Here is a 17,571-nt window from a genome sequence, read left to right on the forward strand (position 1 = left end):
CCGCCGACCCAGAATATTGGGAATTCTGTGGCCCTGAGGCTTTTTGTGAAATTGGTCCAATGTACTTGGTGAGCATATTTCGTAAATATGTAATATTGCATATTTACAATAATATTATAGTGTGCTAGTATTGCCCTTGTCAAGGGAAATATTGAGCAGCCATCTAATTGCCGTGAGGAGGAATTTTAGTGTTAGAACCATCAATTCACCTGCTCAACCACGCCAAACAGGGAAAATACGCCATTCCGGCCCTAAACTTCCATAACCTGGAGATCCTGCAGGCCATAATTGAGACCGCGGAAAAAAGCCGCTCGCCAGTGATCCTGCAAATCAGTCCCATTTACTTGGAGAAGATCGGGCGGGTCGCCGCTGCTGCTATGGCCCGAGAAGCGGCGAAGGACGCCAACGTACCCGTCGCTTTACACCTCGACCACAGCGACAGCCTCCATTGGATCAAATGGGCATTGGACAACGGATTCACTTCCGTCATGCTTGATGCCTCGTCCCGCCCTCTGGACGAGAACATTGCCCTGGCCTATCAAACCGCAAAACTGGCCCATGAGCGGGGAGCAACGGCAGAAGCGGAACTGGGACACATCGGAGGTGTCGAAGACAATCGGGAAACCGGAACTAACCCTGACATGGGCCTCGCCGACCCCGACGAAGCCGCTAAATTGGTACGGGACAGCGGCATCGACATTTTGGCTCCCGCCGTCGGAAGCGCCCACGGCTTGTATAAACGACCGCCGAAAATTGACTTTCACTTGATTAAAAAACTGGCAGCTGCCCTAAAGATTCCCCTGGTCCTCCACGGCGGGTCAGGGATACCCGACGCCATGGTTCGTGAGGCTATCAGCTGTGGTATCACAAAAGTCAATATCGGTACAGAACTTAAGGTTGCCTGGGCCAGATGGATGTCAGAAGCTTTAGGGCATGAACAGGAACCTTGGAAAGCAGCGGTAAAGACCCGTGCGGGGGTTGCTCGGGTTGTCGAACAAAAAATCCAAATGTGCGGCTCTGCCGGTAGGGCCTAACAATTTAAAGGCTTGACTCCCAAGCGAGCCGCCGTCTGCCGCAGCTCATGGAGCAGACTCGGACCCATGGGAATACCCTTTTTCACACGAATTTGATACGTTTCATAACGTTTTTCACCGGGGACGCGGATCCCGGCGGCCCCGGCCGCCACCGGAACAGCTTTGACCCCCCTGATCATCTCCTCCATTCGGCTGAGAAACGCGTTTTCCGGCATAATACGGGAAATATCCAAGGCAATGAACGAGTGGCTGACATCGGCGGGGTCCGTTTTCTCGTCATAGATGAACCCCACCCCATCCCCATAGGCTGATCCCGACAAAATACCGGTCATGACCTCAATAGCCAAGGCGAGGGCGTATCCTTTAGCACCTCCAACCGGCAGCACGGCACCTCCTTCAAGCGCCGCCTGTGGATCAGTAGTCGGCTGGCCATCCTTGTCAATCGCCCAGCCCAAGGGTATCGGTCGGCCTTCTTTCGCCGCCAGAATAATGTTCCCGCGCGCAACATGGGAAGAGGACAAATCGACAACCACGGGAAACCCGCCATTAGGAATCCCAAAGGCGATGGGATTCGTCCCAAAATAGGCAGACTTTCCTCCCCAAGGAGGCATTGCCGGAGGGGCGTTGGTCAAGACAATCCCTAACATTCCCCTTCCTGCCGCCATTTTGCAATAGTAAGAAGCCGCACCGAAATGGTTGCTGCGGCGGGTCACAACAAAGCCAACGCCAAATTCCTTGGCCAAATCCATTGCCACAGACATAGACCTTGCGGCAACCAGCTGTCCCAGGCCGTTGTCACCATCCACCTTCGCCACCGCACCCTCTTTAACTATTTTGATCTGAGGCCGGGGATTTATCCGACCCTTCTCCAGGCATGAAAGATACACCGGCAATCGGCTCACACCATGTGTATCAATTCCTTCAAGGCTTGTGTCGAGCAAGATACCCGCTGCGATCTCTGCCTCTTGTTCCGGTACGCCGGCAGCAACTAACAGAGCAAAACAATGCGGCCGCAGTGTGTCGACCGGACACGTGAATTCCATAGACGTAAGCCCCCAATCCCCTCGGCAAATCTTGCGATCCTTCAAGGCCCCTAAGCTCGGGGAACTGAAGTTTCCGCCCCCTCCAGAGCCTCGCGGCCCCCGCTATTACGGTAGCTAAACATACAAAATAACGCCAAGCGCTTTACACTAACAGTGAACATATTAATAGAACCCCGATTCCAGGGATCTCAGGGGTTCTGTATTTGTGGCAGTCGTTACCCAACTGAGAAAGAAACGTCATGTCCGGACCTCCGCAGTCGGAATTAGTGAGGAAGCGTTAGGCAGGACGGCGAGACTCGGGTGGCCGGGATAGTACTGTAAAGCCAAATTTACAGCCTCCTGCAGGCTTGGGACCGCTGTTATCATGAGCCTCTTCGCTAAATCCGCAGGCACATTTTCCGACACCAGAATGACCCGCCGGGCTTTGAGTAAAGCTTTGGACCACAAGAAGGCTTTATGCGGTCCGATTGTGAATCTCTTAGTTTGAAAGGCAGTCACGACCTCTTGCGGGCTCTCATACAGGGACATTTCCTTTTCAAAACTCTCTTCGCCGCTTCCCTCCCTGCACTCCGCCACTAAGATGATCGTTCCGCCTTGTGTCACCGCGTGAGCGGCAATCGTCAAAGCTTTTTGGGCTTGGTAGATATTGATGTCCTTCGGGAACCCTCCCGCTGAGGCAATGACAATGTCGGCAGGCCTTATTTCAGCCCCGAGCACACCTCTGGCAAACTCCACACCTGCCCGGTGAGCCTGGACGGGATGTCCTGCCACGGCTTTAATCACTTGTTTCTCGGCATTGAGAAGCACATTGACCACCATGTCAACTCCGATAATACGGCCGATCTCTTCCAGATCCTGGCGAGCAGGATTGTCTTCCAAGTGTCCCACCTCGGCACCCGGATTGAAGAGCCGGGCATGGTTGGCAGTAATCGTAGGACGTCCACCCAGACCTATGACCGCACCTTTGACGCCGCCGGTAAATCCCATAAACTGATGGGCATCAATCACCCCTGTGGCAATCTTAAAATCAGCCCGGGCAAAAAACTTGTTGACATAAACGGGAGTCCCGAGCGGAGAATACCCCAGAAAGGTCTGCATCTTCTGATCATCGGCATCATGTACCACAATGTTTTTGATCTTGCTAAGGAAGGTTTCGCCCAGGATATAATCCAAATCCTCCCGCTTAGCCGGACGGTGAAGTCCTCCCCCCACCAGCACCGTGACGTTATCTGGGCGTATTCCATATAGGTTGAGCCAAGGCAGCAACGCCTCCAGAATCCGGCGGCTGGGTGCCGGACGCGTAATGTCACTCACCGCAATGGCCACTGTGCGGGAGCGCTTCAGTTTGTCCAGATCCGTCGCCCCGATCAAAGCCTGCAAACACCGGTCGAGTTGTTGACTCGCACTTGCCGGCGGCCCAACTTCGTACAATTTGATAAATTCACACGGGCAAGCATCCGGTAAAACGGCGGTTTCTTTCCTGTACCCGTAAGGCACCTCAATCAACATCTTAACTCCCCCTAACCCAGGTATCCCGACAACGACCCAGTGAAAACCCCTTGTTTCCGCCACGTGTAGAAGGAACTTCGCCTGAACGTTGGGATCGAGTCTGCCGGTTCGTTAACAACTTCTTAAAAATCCCACTCTAAACCTCCGTCCTTGCGGAGAAAACCGTTGTCAATGGAGACGGCATTAGGGTGCGGGAATATCGCGCACCCTAATGCCCGGATTGCAGCCGCACTGCCCGGACTGCCCTACCTTACCGTCTCCGTTCCACTTTCTGTTAGGCGCTGGCGTAAAGACGAGTCAGGATAAATTCTTGATGACCCAGAGCTTCGGTATCTGTATAGCGTCCGCCAGCGGTCTCAATCATACGAGCCAAAACCTTATCCGCAGCGGTTTCCAGGTTTAACTCCCTGGTTAGCACCCCGCTGATATCCACGTCAATATGCTCTGCCATATTCTTCACAGTATTGGGATTGGCCGAAATCTTGACCACCGGAACAATCGCGTTGCCGCAGATATTACCTTGGCCAGTGATGAAGAGGTGCAGCACTGCCCCCGCCGCCCCCATTAAGGTTATGAATTCCCCGGCGGCTGAGGATGAGTCCATGTAGTGAAGTCCCGGACCTTCAGGCGCACAGGCTAAGTCCAACACACTTTGAATAGGACTTGTGCCTGCTTTAGGTATATTACCCAGGGCTTTTTCTTCGATAGTTGTGAGCCCGCCGGCAATATTCCCTTGCGTGGGTTGAGAGCCCAGCAGATCGGCACCGCTTTGTTCTATCATTTTCAGGTAATTGGCATGCACCTGTAAGAATTTTTCTCCAAGCTCTTTAGTCGCAAAATGCTTGGCCAAAATATGCTCCGCCCCCGTGATTTCCGACGTCTCACCGAAAATTACGGTTCCTCCCATTTTTACCAGACGGTCTCCGACGACACCGGCCGTGGGATTCCCCGCCAGACCGGACGTGGTATCAGACTCTCCGCATTTAAAGCTGACCGTGAGTTCGGAAAGGTCTGCCTCCACCTTTTGCAGGGACGTGGCATATTGCACGAATTCTTGGGCCTTCCGGCTGGCTTTTTCGACCGTTTTCAGTTCTCCTTGACCCTCGATGCCGAAGTAAGCCACTGGCTTGCCGGTCTTGGCAATCCCGTCGGCAATCTTCTTGGCCCAATTAGGCTCAATGCCGATAACGATAGCAGCCGCCACATTCGGGTTAGCGCCGTTGCCGATTAGTGTCCGGAAGTGCAACTCCAAATCCTCGCCAAACTGAAGGCGTCCGTAAGGATGGGGGATGGCCAAGGTACCTTGGATAACGCTCTGCACTTTTAACACAGCGGAATTGGACAAATCGTCAACCGGGATAAGAAGAACGTAATTGCGGATCCCCACCCTGCCATTGTCACGCCGATAGCCGTAAAATTTAGTCTTCATCGTTTACCACCTCGCACTCTTTAAATTATGAACATGAACCCAATCCCCGGCTTGGATGTCCTGCGTCGCTTTCCCGATTTTTTCACCATACTTAATAACAAGCTCCCCGGTTTTGACGCTTTTTAGGGCAATCTTATGACCCACATGAATGTCATGGTTTGACCGAATCCTGATCTCATGGTCGGGATCCATGATGATTCCGGTGACTGTTTCCCCAGCTTGGATCTCACTGATAGCTACGCCAACGCTATCCCCGTCAGCGTGTACCAAAAACTTGTGGCTGCTCATGGTAAACCTCCTCTTGCATCTTAGCTTTTATTTAAACAGTATAAAGAACTGCTTAAACCGACAACCAACGGCCCCTTAAATTATGTTGACCTTTCCTGCGTGCATTCCGTGGTAAACCCTTCTTTAATCCACGATTACTTCCACGGTATTGGGAGAAGGATCGGCAGGCGTCTGAGGAAATGCGTCTTGATAGAAATTAGTCAGGATCTCTTTCGGCACCGGCTTTGTCGCAAGGCTGACAAGCCAGAACACCACAATATTCACGAGTAAAGCGACCATTCCTGCATTCCAGCCGCCGATCGGGTCGTGCTTGGTCAACACGAGATAGGCAGCAACGGCCCAACCCGATAACATCCCGGCTAAGACCCCCTCTTTTGTTGCTCGCCTCCAGAACAGCCCCCCCAGTACGATGGCGGGAAATAGCTGTGAGATAAAATCGTAGGCCACAAGTAGAATCGACACGATTAGGGACGGGACAACAATCGTCAGGAAGAGAGCAATAATGGTAATCGGAAATACCAAGGCCTTGGTCATTTTATACACCGTCGTGTCGGAAATACGCGGGTTCAATCCCTGAACGACGTTCTTGGCCATGAGGCTGCTGGAAGTCATAACGATCGGCCCGGCCGGAACGATAGCTGCCAAGATGGCCGCCACCGTAAATAGGATCAAGAACCACTGCGGAAATGTCTTCAACGCCAGCATCATGATCACGTTATTGCCAGGCTTTGATGTCCCAAGTATTAGAACGGCGGCAAAGCCTATCGTGATCACCGCGACTTTCACTAGTTGGTAGAATGGCATGAAGACCGCCTGCAATTTCAGAGTTCTCGGGCTTTTAGCCGTATACGCAACCCCGAACCATTGCGGCCACATCCACTGCCCAACCGCATTGAGTATAACGGTGGTAATTAACCAAACGGGCCCTAATTTTTTGGACACACCCGGTAGAACCAGGTGAGAGGGGATTTTCCGCACAAACGAACCATACATGTAGCCAAAGGAACCAAAATAGCGAATGGGAATGACCACGAAGAGAATGACTACTGCGACAAGCATCAAAACATCTTTGATAACCGCTTGCCATGCGTTGCCGCGAATACCTCCGAAAAAAACAGCACCCGCCAAAACCAAAAAACCAATTGTATCTGCCCACGTGGGTGAGATAGAACCCTGGCCTATAACCTGAATGACCGCCGATAAACCGGTGATATTTAAGTCGATATAAGCAATCATAATCAAAGCACTGGCGAGAGCGACGAAAATGCCTAAATTCTTGCTCTGATAACGACCTTCTATAAAGTCTGACTGGGTCACATAACGAAAACGCTTTCCGATCAACCATATCGTCGGCAACACCATAAAGCCAATCGCGTATGCCACATCGTTTAAAGCAACGTTATAAAATGCGGCGGCTCCGTTTATATATGCGTAACCAGCCAAGCCTTCGAAGGTAAAAATTGTATAAATCTCACTTCCCAATAAAAACCACACCAGAAACGTTCCCATCTTACGATTGTTTACCAACCAACCCTCCATATCCGTACTCTTTTTTTTGCCAACCCCGGCGCCAAACAAGGTTACCGCAAAGACTATTATGAAACTTGTGCCGAGTATCAGGTCATCGGACATCGCTTGACACCTCCTCCGCTTGGGGATTATGCCTTTTGTCATATAGGTACAACGCCCCAAGTATGATCGGGTTAAGCAGAGGCACTATGACAAACCAGGTGTACAATAATGGCATACCTAGAATGGTTGGTTTGACTTTATTTACCCACAAAGCGGCAACTCCCACGTATAAAAATATAATCAAGACAACCGCTATAAACCACGCCCATAAGGCTCGGCGCATAAACCTCAACCTCCTGTCAAACTCCTTACCCATTTTCTCACCCCTACATGAGAGGGCACCGAACTTCTGACTAACTAAGGCCCTGGAGAACGTCCGCGTACTGATGCGGCTTAAAACTGTGGTTAACGAGAGGCATGATAAGGCCCTTGGGAACTTCTGTCAAACCAATATGGTAGGATTGATTTACTATAGGGATTAATTTACTATGGATTTGGAAGAATGTAGATTTGCGGGAAAAGTCAACTATGCGCTAATCTTGCATAAATATCACCCCTAACATAGCCGGTTTGGAGTTGTAGGAATATGTGGTATGGGACGCTACGGGAGAACATTGATATCGGTAAGTGGCATTTCGCTGGGGTGGTGTGCAGACGTGGTATATGTGGGTTCATGGTACATAGGGTATTACGTGTGGTATGTGGTATGGGGTATGGGGTAGTGGTATGTGGTATGTGGTATGTGGTATTACCATTAGAATAGCCTTTCCTTTTCTCCCTGTCAAGCACTTTTCTCAAAACATTTTGACACGGAACCTCCTTGCCTGCTTAGCCCCCATCCCCGTTCTCCCACTCCGTCTCCGGGTACTCCACATTCTGGATCGCCCTATAGACATCGTCCAAATGCTCGGACATTTTGTCTTTGGCCGCTGCCGGATCACGCCGCTCAATCGCTTTTAAGATGGCCGCATGATCATCAACAGATTTTTGCTGCCGCCCCGGAACGAGAAGAGTACGTGCTCTGTTTTCCCCGAGCAAATCCAAGAGGTTGAGCATCAGGCGCATGAGAACACGGTTGCCGGCTGCTTCGCAGATCTTTAGATGGAATTCCGCGTCCAACGCTTCAAGTTTGGATTCATCCCCTTCTCTCACCTTACCCGCTCTCTCCACAATCTCATGCAGCTCGCTGATATCGTGATCCGAAGCACTCTCCGTACACCAAATCACCGCCTGTGTTTCCAGGACTTGCCGCACCTTATACAGTTCGTCAATCGTACCTTTATTAATCTGCAGAAAAGAAGCCAGCTTTGACATATACCCTTCATCGGTCACGGTATTGATATAAGCGCCCATACCGTGGCGGATGGTCACAATACCGAGTCCTGCCAATGTCTTGAGGGCATCCCTAACCACCGTCCTGCTCACTCCCAACATAGCGGCCAGTTCCCGCTCGGGTGGAAGCCTGTCTCCCGGTTGAAGTTCACCATTGTTAATACGTTGAATAATAGCATTGACGACGCTTTCCGTAAGATTGCCGATCGTCTTGATAGGCTCAAACATCGCTACACCAGCCTTTTCACAGTTTTTCTTGTTGACCTGCGGAAATTTCATGTCGGGCGACCTACCCGCTAACGAAGTCAATAGGAGTCATTAGGAGTCATTAGGAGTCATACCCCTTGGCAGCCAACACGCCTGCCGCTCTCCTTATTCACGCCACAAGGTCTATGGTGGTAATACCTCCTTCCTTTAATTATAACATACCTGTGGAAAATGAAAAAGGCACATCCTTCACGTGCCGACTTCTGTTTCCGATTGACTCCGCAGTTCGACCAATCTGATAGGACGAAAAAACCCGCCCTGCGGGAAGGGCGGATTAAGCGATTTAACCGCTTTCTTATCCTGAGGAGTTTACACCTTGCTGTTCCTAGGCAACAGGCCGGCTGTCTCAGCTCATACGCCGTCTGCAGACCCAGCCGCCGTGAGGTAGACCCGGGCCTCATACGGGCGCAGATGCAGGGTCGGCCCGACGGATGTCTCCCCGCCCGCGTAGTTACACAGGACCAGCCGCAGATTATCCGGTAAAAGCCCGGAAGGAGAGGCAAAAGTTTGCTCACCGGCCGTAAAGTTTAAGACGGTCAAAAGGCACACTTCACCCAACCGGCGCGTAAAGGCATAGACCGTCTCGTCCTCAGGCTCAAGAAGCGTGTAATCGCCATAGACGACAACCGGGTTTTCCCGGCGGAAACGAATCAGCCGGCGATAATAGTTGAGGACGGAATCGGCATCCGCTCTCTCTTGCTCCACATTAAGGGTCCGGTAATTCGGGTTTACCCGAAGCCAAGGAATTCCCGTAGTGAATCCCCCATGAGCCGCTTCACTCCACTGCATAGGCGTTCTCGCGTTGTCCCGGCTCTTGGCGCAGATGCTCCGCATAATCTCCTTAACCGGCCGCTCCCCTTGAGCCATTTGCTCTTTGTACCAGTTTATCGTCTCAATATCCCGGTAGTCCTCGATCCGCTCAAAGCAGACATTGGTCATCCCGATTTCTTCACCCTGATAAATAAAAGGGGTACCCTGCAAGGTATGCAGAAGCGTGGCTAACATCTTAGCCGATTCCACACGATACTTCCCGTCCTGGCCAAAGCGGGAGACCATACGCGGTTGATCATGATTGTTCAGGTAGAGACTGTTCCAGCCCCGGCCGTATAGTTCTCTTTGCCAGCGACTGCAAATCCTCTTAAACTCACTGACCTGCCAATCCCGGACATCCCACTTGCCGCCCGGGCCGCTGTCAATATCCATCAACTCAAACTGAAAAACCATGTTCAATTCTGCCCTGTTAAATCCCGTATATTCCAAAGCTTCCTTCGGGGTGACGGAGAGCGTCTCCCCCACGGTCATCACATCATAATGGGATAGGACCTCGGCATTCATCTCCCGCAGATATTCGTGCACACGAGGCCCATTGAGGAAAAAGGCTCCTCCCCAGGCTAATTTCCCGCCTTCGGGGGCATCGGGCAAGCCGGGGGTTTTGGAAATGCAGCCGATGACATCCATGCGGAAACCATCAACCCCCTTGTCAAGCCACCAGCGCATCAGATCATGGATTTCCGCTCTCACCCGCGGATTGTCCCAGTTGAGGTCAGGCTGTTTGGCCGAGAAAAGATGCAGGTAATACTCATTCGTTTTCTCATCCAACTCCCAAGCCGAACCGCCAAAAAAGGACGACCAGTTATTGGGCTTTTGGCGCCAAATATAATAATCCCTGTAAGGATTGTCTTTCGCTGCCCGCGCTTGGCGAAACCACTCGTGTTCGTCTGAAGTGTGGTTGACCACCAGATCCATCACCAGCCTCATCTCCCGTTGATGCAAACCCGACAGCAGCCTGTCGAAATCAGCCATGGTTCCGAATTGAGCCATGATGGAACGATAGTCACTGATGTCATACCCCATATCATTATTGGGTGACTCATAGATGGGACTGAACCAAACGACATCAACCCCCAGCCACTTAAGGTAATCCAACTTTGCCAGGATCCCTTTCAGGTCGCCAATTCCGTCACCATTACTGTCCATAAAACTGCGGGGGTAGATCTGATACACCACTGCTTCTTTCCACCACATTCTCTCTGCCATTTTCATACTACACCCTACCCCACTTTTTCCACAAAATTAGGATTTGCTCGTTCTCCATCCGCCAACTGTTTCCCCTGGCTCCCTCTCACCCTTTCCACAAATTAAGCTCTGCTCGCACATATTCGTCTTTTCATGAATTCCCTTGGCAGGCTTTCTACCCTCGTTCATCCAATCGTGAGACTCCCTCTTCTGCAAGTGGGAGTAGTTCCTCGTTCATCCTTTTAATCTCTCCGCTGATAAGGCACAAAAACCATCGACCAAACATCAAAAGGCGCTACGGTCAGGTGAATTCCCCGCCCTCGAACATGAGGCTGCCAACTCCACTTCACCTTCTGCCAGACCGCTTCTTCCGCCCGTTGAACCCAGACGTCTTCAAGCGGATGATTCCACTCTATGGTCAGGGCCAAGGGCGGAGTCGCCCGGAAGGGCTCCGTGTGCAGGCAGTTCCACTCCTCCCGCATAATCCAGAGAAGATTCACCAGATGGAGAACCAGGCCGTGCGGGGTCGTCGTTACGTGCAGCCAAATCTTGCCGGCTTCAGGCTCGACCGCGCTCGGAGCCCCGTCTACGAGAATCTGATCGTTGATACCTCCGGCAAAACTCCAGGTCACATCGATAACATCCGCCGCCGACAACAGTTCCGCATCAGCCGTTAGTATATCATACATAGCCCGGAGGGGCTCCGCCAGTGCCGGAACCATCGGCCCGTAATCCGGGTAATAAGCCTCAGTCAGTATTCCGCCTGACTCTCCCAGCAGCAGGTGGTATCCCCCACTCACAAAAATGACGGCGCTGAGGAGCAGGGTGCTCCTCGCCACGGCATCAGGATCTGCGTCCTTTGTCTCCCGCAAAGGCTGAAAATAAGCGGCCAGAATGACCTTTTTGCTGCCCCCAACCGCGGCCCTGATTCGCGCCACCAGTTCCGACAAGTGGCGGTAGCGCACCATCGGCGGCCACACCTCCACGTAAACCGCGTCCTGCGCCGATCGGCCCACCGAATGCACGGGGTAACCGGATACCGCGTTAAAAATAAGCCCAACCCCATCACCCAGTCTCCGGCGGCAAGCGTCGATGAAGGATGGATAGGCGTCATCCAGCCAAAGGGCTGAACCGTCTGATCTCCGGGCCGATTTCGGATAACCATACTGGTCTAAGTGCAGGCCCTCAAAGCCAAACTCGATCGCCCGGGCAAATTCCTCCAAGATGTGATTGCGCCAAGGAGAACCCTCCGAGATGTCCATCAAATAAAAGATATCGATCAGTGAGTACTGCACCCCCTGATTATCGTAGAGTCCCTCTTCCGGATGTGCCGAGGCGTAGTCGGCCAAAGAGGCATAGACCGCCGCATAACCCAGCGGGGCCGAACCGATCTCTCTCAGCGCTTCGATACGCGACAAGATTTCTTCTGCGCTCAGCCTGCGGCCCATGGGATCGGTGAACTCCGGGGTTTTCGGCACCAGAGCATCATGGCGTTCCATCCAGTCATAGAACTGGACGACGTTAAGATGAAATTTGCGAAAGAACCTCTGAATTTCACCGCCTGACTTTGCGGATTGGAAATCGCACAAAAAACCATAACGCGGTGCCTCCCGCCAGTGCGCCCTGACATCGAAGGCACTCCTCAAAGTGATACTTCGCGACTTCAAAGTAATACTTTGGGAGCCGCTCTCCAGATGAGCAACCACTCTGTAGCCTCCCGGGGCGAAGACACCCAAATCGATCCCTTCGGCGCCAGCCGGCATCTGCTTAACCGAGACCGTCCTGGCCTCCGCTAGGCAATGATGGTGAAATACTCGAATATCGACCAGGGTATCCCCCCGGCAGTTATCCGGTGCTTCCAAGAGGATATGCACCCTTTCACCCGGTCTAAATTGGGACTTTGCGGGATACATCTCGAAGTCTGTCCCAGCTGTCAACAGCAATCACCCCTTTACCGCGCCTGCCATCAGGCCTCTGATAATGTGTCGTTGAAAGGCGATGAATATAGCAATGATCGGAAGTACCTGAATGACAGAAGCTGCGAATATCATGCCCCAAGCGCTGGTGTGTTGTCCCTGAAAGAGCTGCAGGGCGATCGGCAGAGTCCACTTGTGCGGGTCGTTGATGAAGGTAAGGGCCAACGTATAATCATCCCAACCGCCCATAAAATTGAACAACACCGCCGTCACCAGAGAGGGCAGGGCCATGGGCATCATAATACGCCAAAACAGGGTCCACTTGCCGCCTCCGTCCATGACCACAGCATCTTCTATCTCCTTTGGCACCTCATCGAAGAAACCCTTCATCAGAAAAGTCGTGAAAGGAATCATTCCGGCCGTATAGACTAACAACAGCCCGTTCAAGCTATTCAGCAAATGCAGGTGTTCCATCTCTTTGAACTGAGGCAGAATAAAAGTCATACTGGGAACCATCATCGAACCCAGGAAGATCATGTAGATAAGCTTGCGCCCGAAAAAACGGAAGCGGGAAATGACGAAAGCTGCCGCACAGGCAATAATCGTTCCCAACAGGGTCGATATCACCGACACCCAGAGGCTGTGCAGGAAGTACAGTTGAAAATTATTGGATTGCCAAGCCTGAACGTAGTTGCTCAGCGTCGGGTGGAACGGCCACAACTGGGGCGGGTATTTCAGCGCCGACTCATTGGGGGTAAACGAAAGAACAAGCATATAGTAAAACGGAAAAACCATAACCAGGGCCAAGAGTCCGAAGATAAGAAAACGTGCTTTCCTCTTTTTTGAATTGAACATGTTCAAACCTCCTGCACGCTGCGCGGCCTGAATACCCAAAACTGAATGACGGTGAACACCACGATAATCGCCGTAATGACCCAGGAGAAAGCTGCAGCGTAGCCAAACTCCAGGTTGCTGAACGCCTGCTGATACATCCAAACCAAGGGCACCTGAGTCTCATTGGCCGGCTGACCCCCAGTCAGGATAAAGACCGATATAAAAACTTGAAAAGCCCCCATCATTAACATCACTGTGACAAAGAAGAACGTCCCCCGGATCATCGGCAAAGTGACAGACCAAAACTGCTTCCACTTTCCCGCCCCGTCGATAGCGGCGGACTCATACAATTCATCGGGAACGCCTTGCAGTCCGGCCAAAAAAATCATCATTGCCCAGCCGATGCCCTTCCATCCCCCCAGAATGGCGGCTACAGTGAGTGCACTGTAGCGGTTTGCTAACCAAGGTACGGCACTCCGGCTGAGGTGAAGAGACATCAGCAGCCAATTAATGATTCCGTAGTCTGTGTTAAAGAGATACTCAAACAACAAAGTGACGACGACCCAAGACGTAATGACGGGGAGGTAGTACATGAGGCGAAGGGCTCCCCGCCCGCGCATCGGGCGATCCAAGCCCATCGCCACGAGAAGGCCCAGGACGATCTGGATGGGGACAGAGACAATCAGGTAAAAGATGGCGTTCACCAGGGAAGTGCCCACCACCGGATCATGCAGGACCTGACTGTAGTTGTGCAAGCCGACAAAGTGGGGAGAACCCACAAGGGGCCAGTTCGTAAAGCTCATGACAAATGAGTAGAGGATTGGATAAACCGAGAAAACCAGGAAGAAGCCCACGGCGGGCAGCAAGAAAAGATAGATCCCAAGATGGTGCCGCAGACCCCGGCGAAATTTACCCTTCATAACCATTTCTCCCCCCTGTTGACTGTTCTTCCCCCGTTGCTATTCTTCCCCCGTTGTGATTCTTCCCCCATTGCTATTCTTCTCCCCTCTTGCCGCCCAGGCATCAACTCGACAAAGGCAGTTTGAAAAACTCTTCGATGATGAGTGCCGCCGCGCCCTGCAGCCAGGCGTCTTCACTGCCGTCATCCACCACGATTTCAACCTGGTCGGCTAGGTGGGGAAAGGCATACTTTGTGGCGACATCCCGCACGGTATCGACAAAGAACTTGGCGGCGACCGCTCCTTCGCCGCCAATCACTATTTTTTCCGGATCGAAAAGGTTGATCAGGTTAGCCACGCCGCAACCGAGGTTCCTCCCGAGTTCCAGGTAAATATTTCTGGCTGCTTTATCCCCGCTTTCCGCCGCTCGGAACAAGGCCGCCGGGGAGAGTTTCCCGTCTGCCTTGATGGCCTGCAACCTTGGGGACTGGCCGGACTCAATGATGTCCTCGGCCCGGGCGAGCAGAAACTGATCAGACGCCAGTACGTCCAGACATCCCCGCCGTCCGCAGGAACAGCGCGGCCCGTTTTGCTCAATGGTCATATGACCAAACTCTCCGGCCCCACCGTGGCTTCCCCGATACAAACGTCTGTCCAGGATGATTCCGGCACCGACACCCGGACCGGTCGTGATACAGATCATGTCTTTAACCGACGCGTTTGCCTCATGAAGAAGGGTACCGTAGGCAAAAGTATTGACATCGTTCTCTACCGCCACATCCAGGCCGCTGAGTTGTGACAAGAGTTCTCCGATGGGCACGTTTTCCCAGTCTAAAATCGGACTGTAAAGGCAGACTCCCTTTTCGCTGTCAATCAGCCCCGAGACACTGACACCGATGCCCAGCACACTTTGCCCGGAAACGCGGTGCTTCTCTCTCAACCTTTCCATCCCTGCGAACACTCGGGTAAAAAGTATCCCCGGGGGTTCTTCGGACAAGAACGTGAACTGTTCCGTGTCTATTTGGCGCATTCGCAAGTCAAACAGGGAGATCCAAACCCTCTTTGGACCGATTTTCACGCCGAAGGCGCAGCGCGCGGTTTCATTAATGTCCAACAGACCCGGACGCCGCCCGCCGCTTGAATCACCCTCACCAACCTCACGAACTAATTGCTCTGCCAGCAACTCAGTCACAATGTTTGAAATGGTGGAAAGGCCGAGCCCGGTCTGTTCGGAAAGTTCGGGTCGTGATATGGGACCGCTGACCCGTACCCGTTGCAAAACATGCATATTATTGATTTCCCGCATCAATTTACGGTCTGCCTTCGCCATTGCCATGCGTCAGAACCTCATAAAGTCTTTCTAAATTATTGTAGGATTATTGTGGGGTAAAGTGTTGTTCAACATTACAAAAGAGATGGCTAACAGGTAAAGGGAGCGAGCCCTCCTGATAAACGGGGCCAAGTGCCACCGCGGGGCCCGCCCCCCTCGCACCCGCTAACCTTCGGGACTAACTCGCCAAGAGCGCATTGGCCTCCTCTGTCGCCTTGTCCAAAGCCTGCCGGACGCTTTCGTGCCCTTGCACTGCCTTCGTTACCTCTGTCTCAATGTCCTGCTCGATTTTTGTAAAGGCGGGAACCGAGGGACGGGATTTGGCAGTGACCAACTGTTTTCTGAAGATGTTAAAGTAATCCAGTCCGGCCAAAAGCTTCGATGACGGGAGCTTCTTAAGGACGGACATCTGTCCGGCCGCTTGCATCTGAGTCTGGGCCTCGGTAGACATCATATATTTCTCAAACTCCCAAGCGGCTTTCTCATGGGCGGAATCGGTACTGAAGATCCCTATATCTTCGCCGCCCACGACCTGTACTGACCCCGCCGGACCGGCCGGCCACAAAGACAGGTTGTATTTTACCTTCGGGTAAGTCTTGGCCATGGACGGGACGTCCCATGGTCCTTCATCTATGAACGCATATTCCCCTTTGGCCAAACCATCCATGTCCCCGGTCGCCCCCGGAAGAATACCGGTAATGTAACCCGCCTTATAGAGGCTTACCAAAGTGTTGATAGCGGCAAAAGTCTTCGGCCCATTCAAATAACCTGTCGCCGTCTTCTGGTCCGGGCTGAGAACAGAACCGCCAAACGAGTCAATCCAGGGTATCAATTGCCAAAGACTGTCACCGGGCAAGGTATACCCATAAACCCGGTTTTTGCCCGTTCCGCCGGATGCCTGCTTGATGTCGGCAATGAACTGGTCCATAGTAGTGGGCGGATGATCAATCCCATGTGCCTTCAGCACGGCAGGATTGGAAAACAGCACTTTGGTATTGGTGTCGAGGGGTAACCCGTAATATTTTCCATTGTACAAATTCGTTGACAGCGGGCCGGAGAACACCTTTTTGCTTAAATCACTCCACCCGGGCAGGCTCTGCTGAGGAACTAAAACCCCCAGTTCCGCCAGTTGAGGCATCCAAATGATGTCCAGACGCGCAACATCCGGGAGGCTTTTACCGGCCGCGGCCGTAAACAGTTTTGCCTGCATATTGCTGTACGGAAGTGTAACATTCTGCACCTTGATTCCGGGATGTGACCTTTCAAAGGCGGGAATAATATCATTGACAATGGTCTTCTCTTCATTATCCGTCTCAGAGTAAGCATTCCAAAACGTGATCGTAACCGACGGGGAACCTGTTTTGCCCGATGGCGCCGGTGCCGTACCGCATCCGACGGCCGTTCCCACAAGAATGCTCAGAGCCGCCATGATGGCTGCTAAATGTTTTAGTCTCACCTTCACACCTCCAAAAATATTCTCATAGCCTGTTCCTCATACTTGTTCCTCATAGCCTGTTCCTCATAGCCTGTTCCTCATACTTGTTCTCCATTGCCTGTTCTAAAACTCACCTCCAACTTACTTCATTCACTGAACGAATTAAGTTAAGTGTAGCACATCCTTTCTGAATTATCAATATCCTTTTGGGGAAAAGCAAAGTGAACTCGTTCAACCAAAGTTGAACATCACGATAGTGTAGACACTATCGCCGAACCGCAAGCTTTCAAAGAATACTTGTGCGGTGAGGATGACTTCGGTGACGAAAGTCTCCAGTGGAGAGTTTCGCCGAAGCCGCCTATCCCAAAATTACACTTCGCGGCGTAGGCGTCATTGTCCGGTGGACAATGACGGCCGAAGGCTGAGTTTACCCCCACCGAAGCAACGGGGGAACCACTCCCACTTGTAGAAGAGGGAATCTCACGGTTGGATGAATAGCCCGGAAACCCCGTCAGGGGCGCAGCGCGTAGAAGGCGATGATCAGCGCGGCACCCGCCAAGATAACCAGGATAATCGCGACTTCCTGGCGAGAGGGCTTTCTCAGGAAGGAGCTTTTAAATGTTTTCCACGGCATACACATCACCTCAACCAAGCACTCCGTTGGCAT

15 protein-coding genes are annotated in these 17,571 nt (G+C 52.3%); 1 reads left to right on the plus strand and 14 read right to left on the minus strand.

All coding sequences use genetic code 11. The features are described 5' to 3' along the window. The first annotated feature begins 188 nt into the window (after positions 1–188). On the plus strand, positions 189–1,034 hold the full coding sequence (locus tag MNU25_RS18120; RefSeq protein WP_240986346.1) for a class II fructose-bisphosphate aldolase: 846 nt from the start codon (positions 189–191) through the stop codon (positions 1,032–1,034). Here MNU25_RS18120 and MNU25_RS18125 read toward each other — a convergent pair. From MNU25_RS18125 to MNU25_RS20200, 14 genes are all read right to left on the minus strand, one after another. Next, a complete protein-coding gene (locus MNU25_RS18125) occupies positions 1,031–2,077 on the minus strand; it encodes an Ldh family oxidoreductase (RefSeq protein WP_240986347.1) in 1,047 nt (348 codons plus the stop codon). The genes MNU25_RS18120 and MNU25_RS18125 overlap by 4 nt on opposite strands. 237 nt (positions 2,078–2,314) lie before the next feature. Beyond that, positions 2,315–3,586, minus strand: a complete 1,272-nt coding sequence (gene larAH5, locus MNU25_RS18130; protein WP_240986348.1) for a nickel-dependent malate racemase, LarAH5 family — start codon at positions 3,584–3,586, stop codon at positions 2,315–2,317. A gap of 274 nt (positions 3,587–3,860) precedes the next feature. After that, positions 3,861–5,015, minus strand: coding sequence for a UxaA family hydrolase (locus MNU25_RS18135; RefSeq protein ID WP_240986349.1), 1,155 nt, complete (start codon positions 5,013–5,015; stop codon positions 3,861–3,863). Positions 5,016–5,018: 3 nt separating this feature from the next. Beyond that, a complete protein-coding gene (locus tag MNU25_RS18140) occupies positions 5,019–5,303 on the minus strand; it encodes a UxaA family hydrolase (RefSeq protein ID WP_240986350.1) in 285 nt (94 codons plus the stop codon). A 123-nt stretch (positions 5,304–5,426) separates the two neighbouring features. Further along, a complete protein-coding gene (locus MNU25_RS18145) occupies positions 5,427–6,935 on the minus strand; it encodes a sodium:solute symporter family protein (protein ID WP_240986351.1) in 1,509 nt (502 codons plus the stop codon). Beyond that, positions 6,925–7,158, minus strand: coding sequence for a hypothetical protein (locus tag MNU25_RS18150; RefSeq protein ID WP_240986352.1), 234 nt, complete (start codon positions 7,156–7,158; stop codon positions 6,925–6,927). The genes MNU25_RS18145 and MNU25_RS18150 overlap by 11 nt, the downstream gene beginning before the upstream one ends. Before the next feature lie 545 nt (positions 7,159–7,703). Further along, entirely contained in the window at positions 7,704–8,486 is a 783-nt protein-coding gene (locus tag MNU25_RS18155; protein ID WP_240986353.1) for a FadR/GntR family transcriptional regulator, read from the minus strand. A gap of 339 nt (positions 8,487–8,825) precedes the next feature. Beyond that, positions 8,826–10,511: a glycoside hydrolase family 13 protein gene (locus MNU25_RS18160; RefSeq protein WP_240986354.1), complete on the minus strand. Its 1,686-nt coding sequence runs from the start codon at positions 10,509–10,511 to the stop codon at positions 8,826–8,828. A gap of 221 nt (positions 10,512–10,732) precedes the next feature. Further along, positions 10,733–12,427 (minus strand): glycoside hydrolase family 66 protein, encoded by a 1,695-nt coding sequence (locus MNU25_RS18165; protein ID WP_240986355.1) that lies wholly within the window; start codon positions 12,425–12,427, stop codon positions 10,733–10,735. 6 nt (positions 12,428–12,433) lie between these two features. Next, complete coding sequence (locus MNU25_RS18170) at positions 12,434–13,261, minus strand: carbohydrate ABC transporter permease (RefSeq protein ID WP_240986356.1); 828 nt, start codon at positions 13,259–13,261, stop codon at positions 12,434–12,436. A gap of 2 nt (positions 13,262–13,263) precedes the next feature. After that, on the minus strand, positions 13,264–14,160 hold the full coding sequence (locus MNU25_RS18175) for a carbohydrate ABC transporter permease (RefSeq protein ID WP_240986357.1): 897 nt from the start codon (positions 14,158–14,160) through the stop codon (positions 13,264–13,266). Positions 14,161–14,263: 103 nt separating this feature from the next. Continuing rightward, positions 14,264–15,475, minus strand: coding sequence for an ROK family protein (locus tag MNU25_RS18180; RefSeq protein WP_240986358.1), 1,212 nt, complete (start codon positions 15,473–15,475; stop codon positions 14,264–14,266). A 172-nt stretch (positions 15,476–15,647) separates the two neighbouring features. Next, complete coding sequence (locus MNU25_RS18185; protein ID WP_240986359.1) at positions 15,648–16,925, minus strand: extracellular solute-binding protein; 1,278 nt, start codon at positions 16,923–16,925, stop codon at positions 15,648–15,650. 490 nt (positions 16,926–17,415) lie between these two features. After that, complete coding sequence (locus MNU25_RS20200; RefSeq protein ID WP_261485830.1) at positions 17,416–17,538, minus strand: hypothetical protein; 123 nt, start codon at positions 17,536–17,538, stop codon at positions 17,416–17,418. Between the last annotated feature and the right edge of the window lie 33 nt (positions 17,539–17,571).

The sequence above is a fragment of the Acididesulfobacillus acetoxydans genome, assembly GCF_902729405.1.
Classification (GTDB): domain Bacteria; phylum Bacillota; class Desulfitobacteriia; order Desulfitobacteriales; family Desulfitobacteriaceae; genus Acididesulfobacillus; species Acididesulfobacillus acetoxydans.

Excerpts from the sequence above, each read along its gene's own strand:
- MNU25_RS18180 (WP_240986358.1), bottom strand. The coding sequence starts at position 15,475 with ATGGCAATGGCGAAGGCAGACCGTAAATTGATGCGGGAAATCAATAAT.
- MNU25_RS20200 (WP_261485830.1), bottom strand. The coding sequence starts at position 17,538 with ATGCCGTGGAAAACATTTAAAAGCTCCTTCCTGAGAAAGCCCTCTCGC.
- MNU25_RS18125 (WP_240986347.1), bottom strand. The coding sequence starts at position 2,077 with ATGGAATTCACGTGTCCGGTCGACACACTGCGGCCGCATTGTTTTGCT.
- MNU25_RS18150 (WP_240986352.1), bottom strand. The coding sequence starts at position 7,158 with ATGCGCCGAGCCTTATGGGCGTGGTTTATAGCGGTTGTCTTGATTATA.
- MNU25_RS18160 (WP_240986354.1), bottom strand. The coding sequence starts at position 10,511 with ATGGCAGAGAGAATGTGGTGGAAAGAAGCAGTGGTGTATCAGATCTAC.
- MNU25_RS18175 (WP_240986357.1), bottom strand. The coding sequence starts at position 14,160 with ATGAAGGGTAAATTTCGCCGGGGTCTGCGGCACCATCTTGGGATCTAT.
- MNU25_RS18140 (WP_240986350.1), bottom strand. The coding sequence starts at position 5,303 with ATGAGCAGCCACAAGTTTTTGGTACACGCTGACGGGGATAGCGTTGGC.
- MNU25_RS18170 (WP_240986356.1), bottom strand. The coding sequence starts at position 13,261 with ATGTTCAATTCAAAAAAGAGGAAAGCACGTTTTCTTATCTTCGGACTC.
- MNU25_RS18155 (WP_240986353.1), bottom strand. The coding sequence starts at position 8,486 with ATGAAATTTCCGCAGGTCAACAAGAAAAACTGTGAAAAGGCTGGTGTA.
- MNU25_RS18135 (WP_240986349.1), bottom strand. The coding sequence starts at position 5,015 with ATGAAGACTAAATTTTACGGCTATCGGCGTGACAATGGCAGGGTGGGG.
- larAH5 (WP_240986348.1), bottom strand. The coding sequence starts at position 3,586 with ATGTTGATTGAGGTGCCTTACGGGTACAGGAAAGAAACCGCCGTTTTA.
- MNU25_RS18145 (WP_240986351.1), bottom strand. The coding sequence starts at position 6,935 with ATGTCCGATGACCTGATACTCGGCACAAGTTTCATAATAGTCTTTGCG.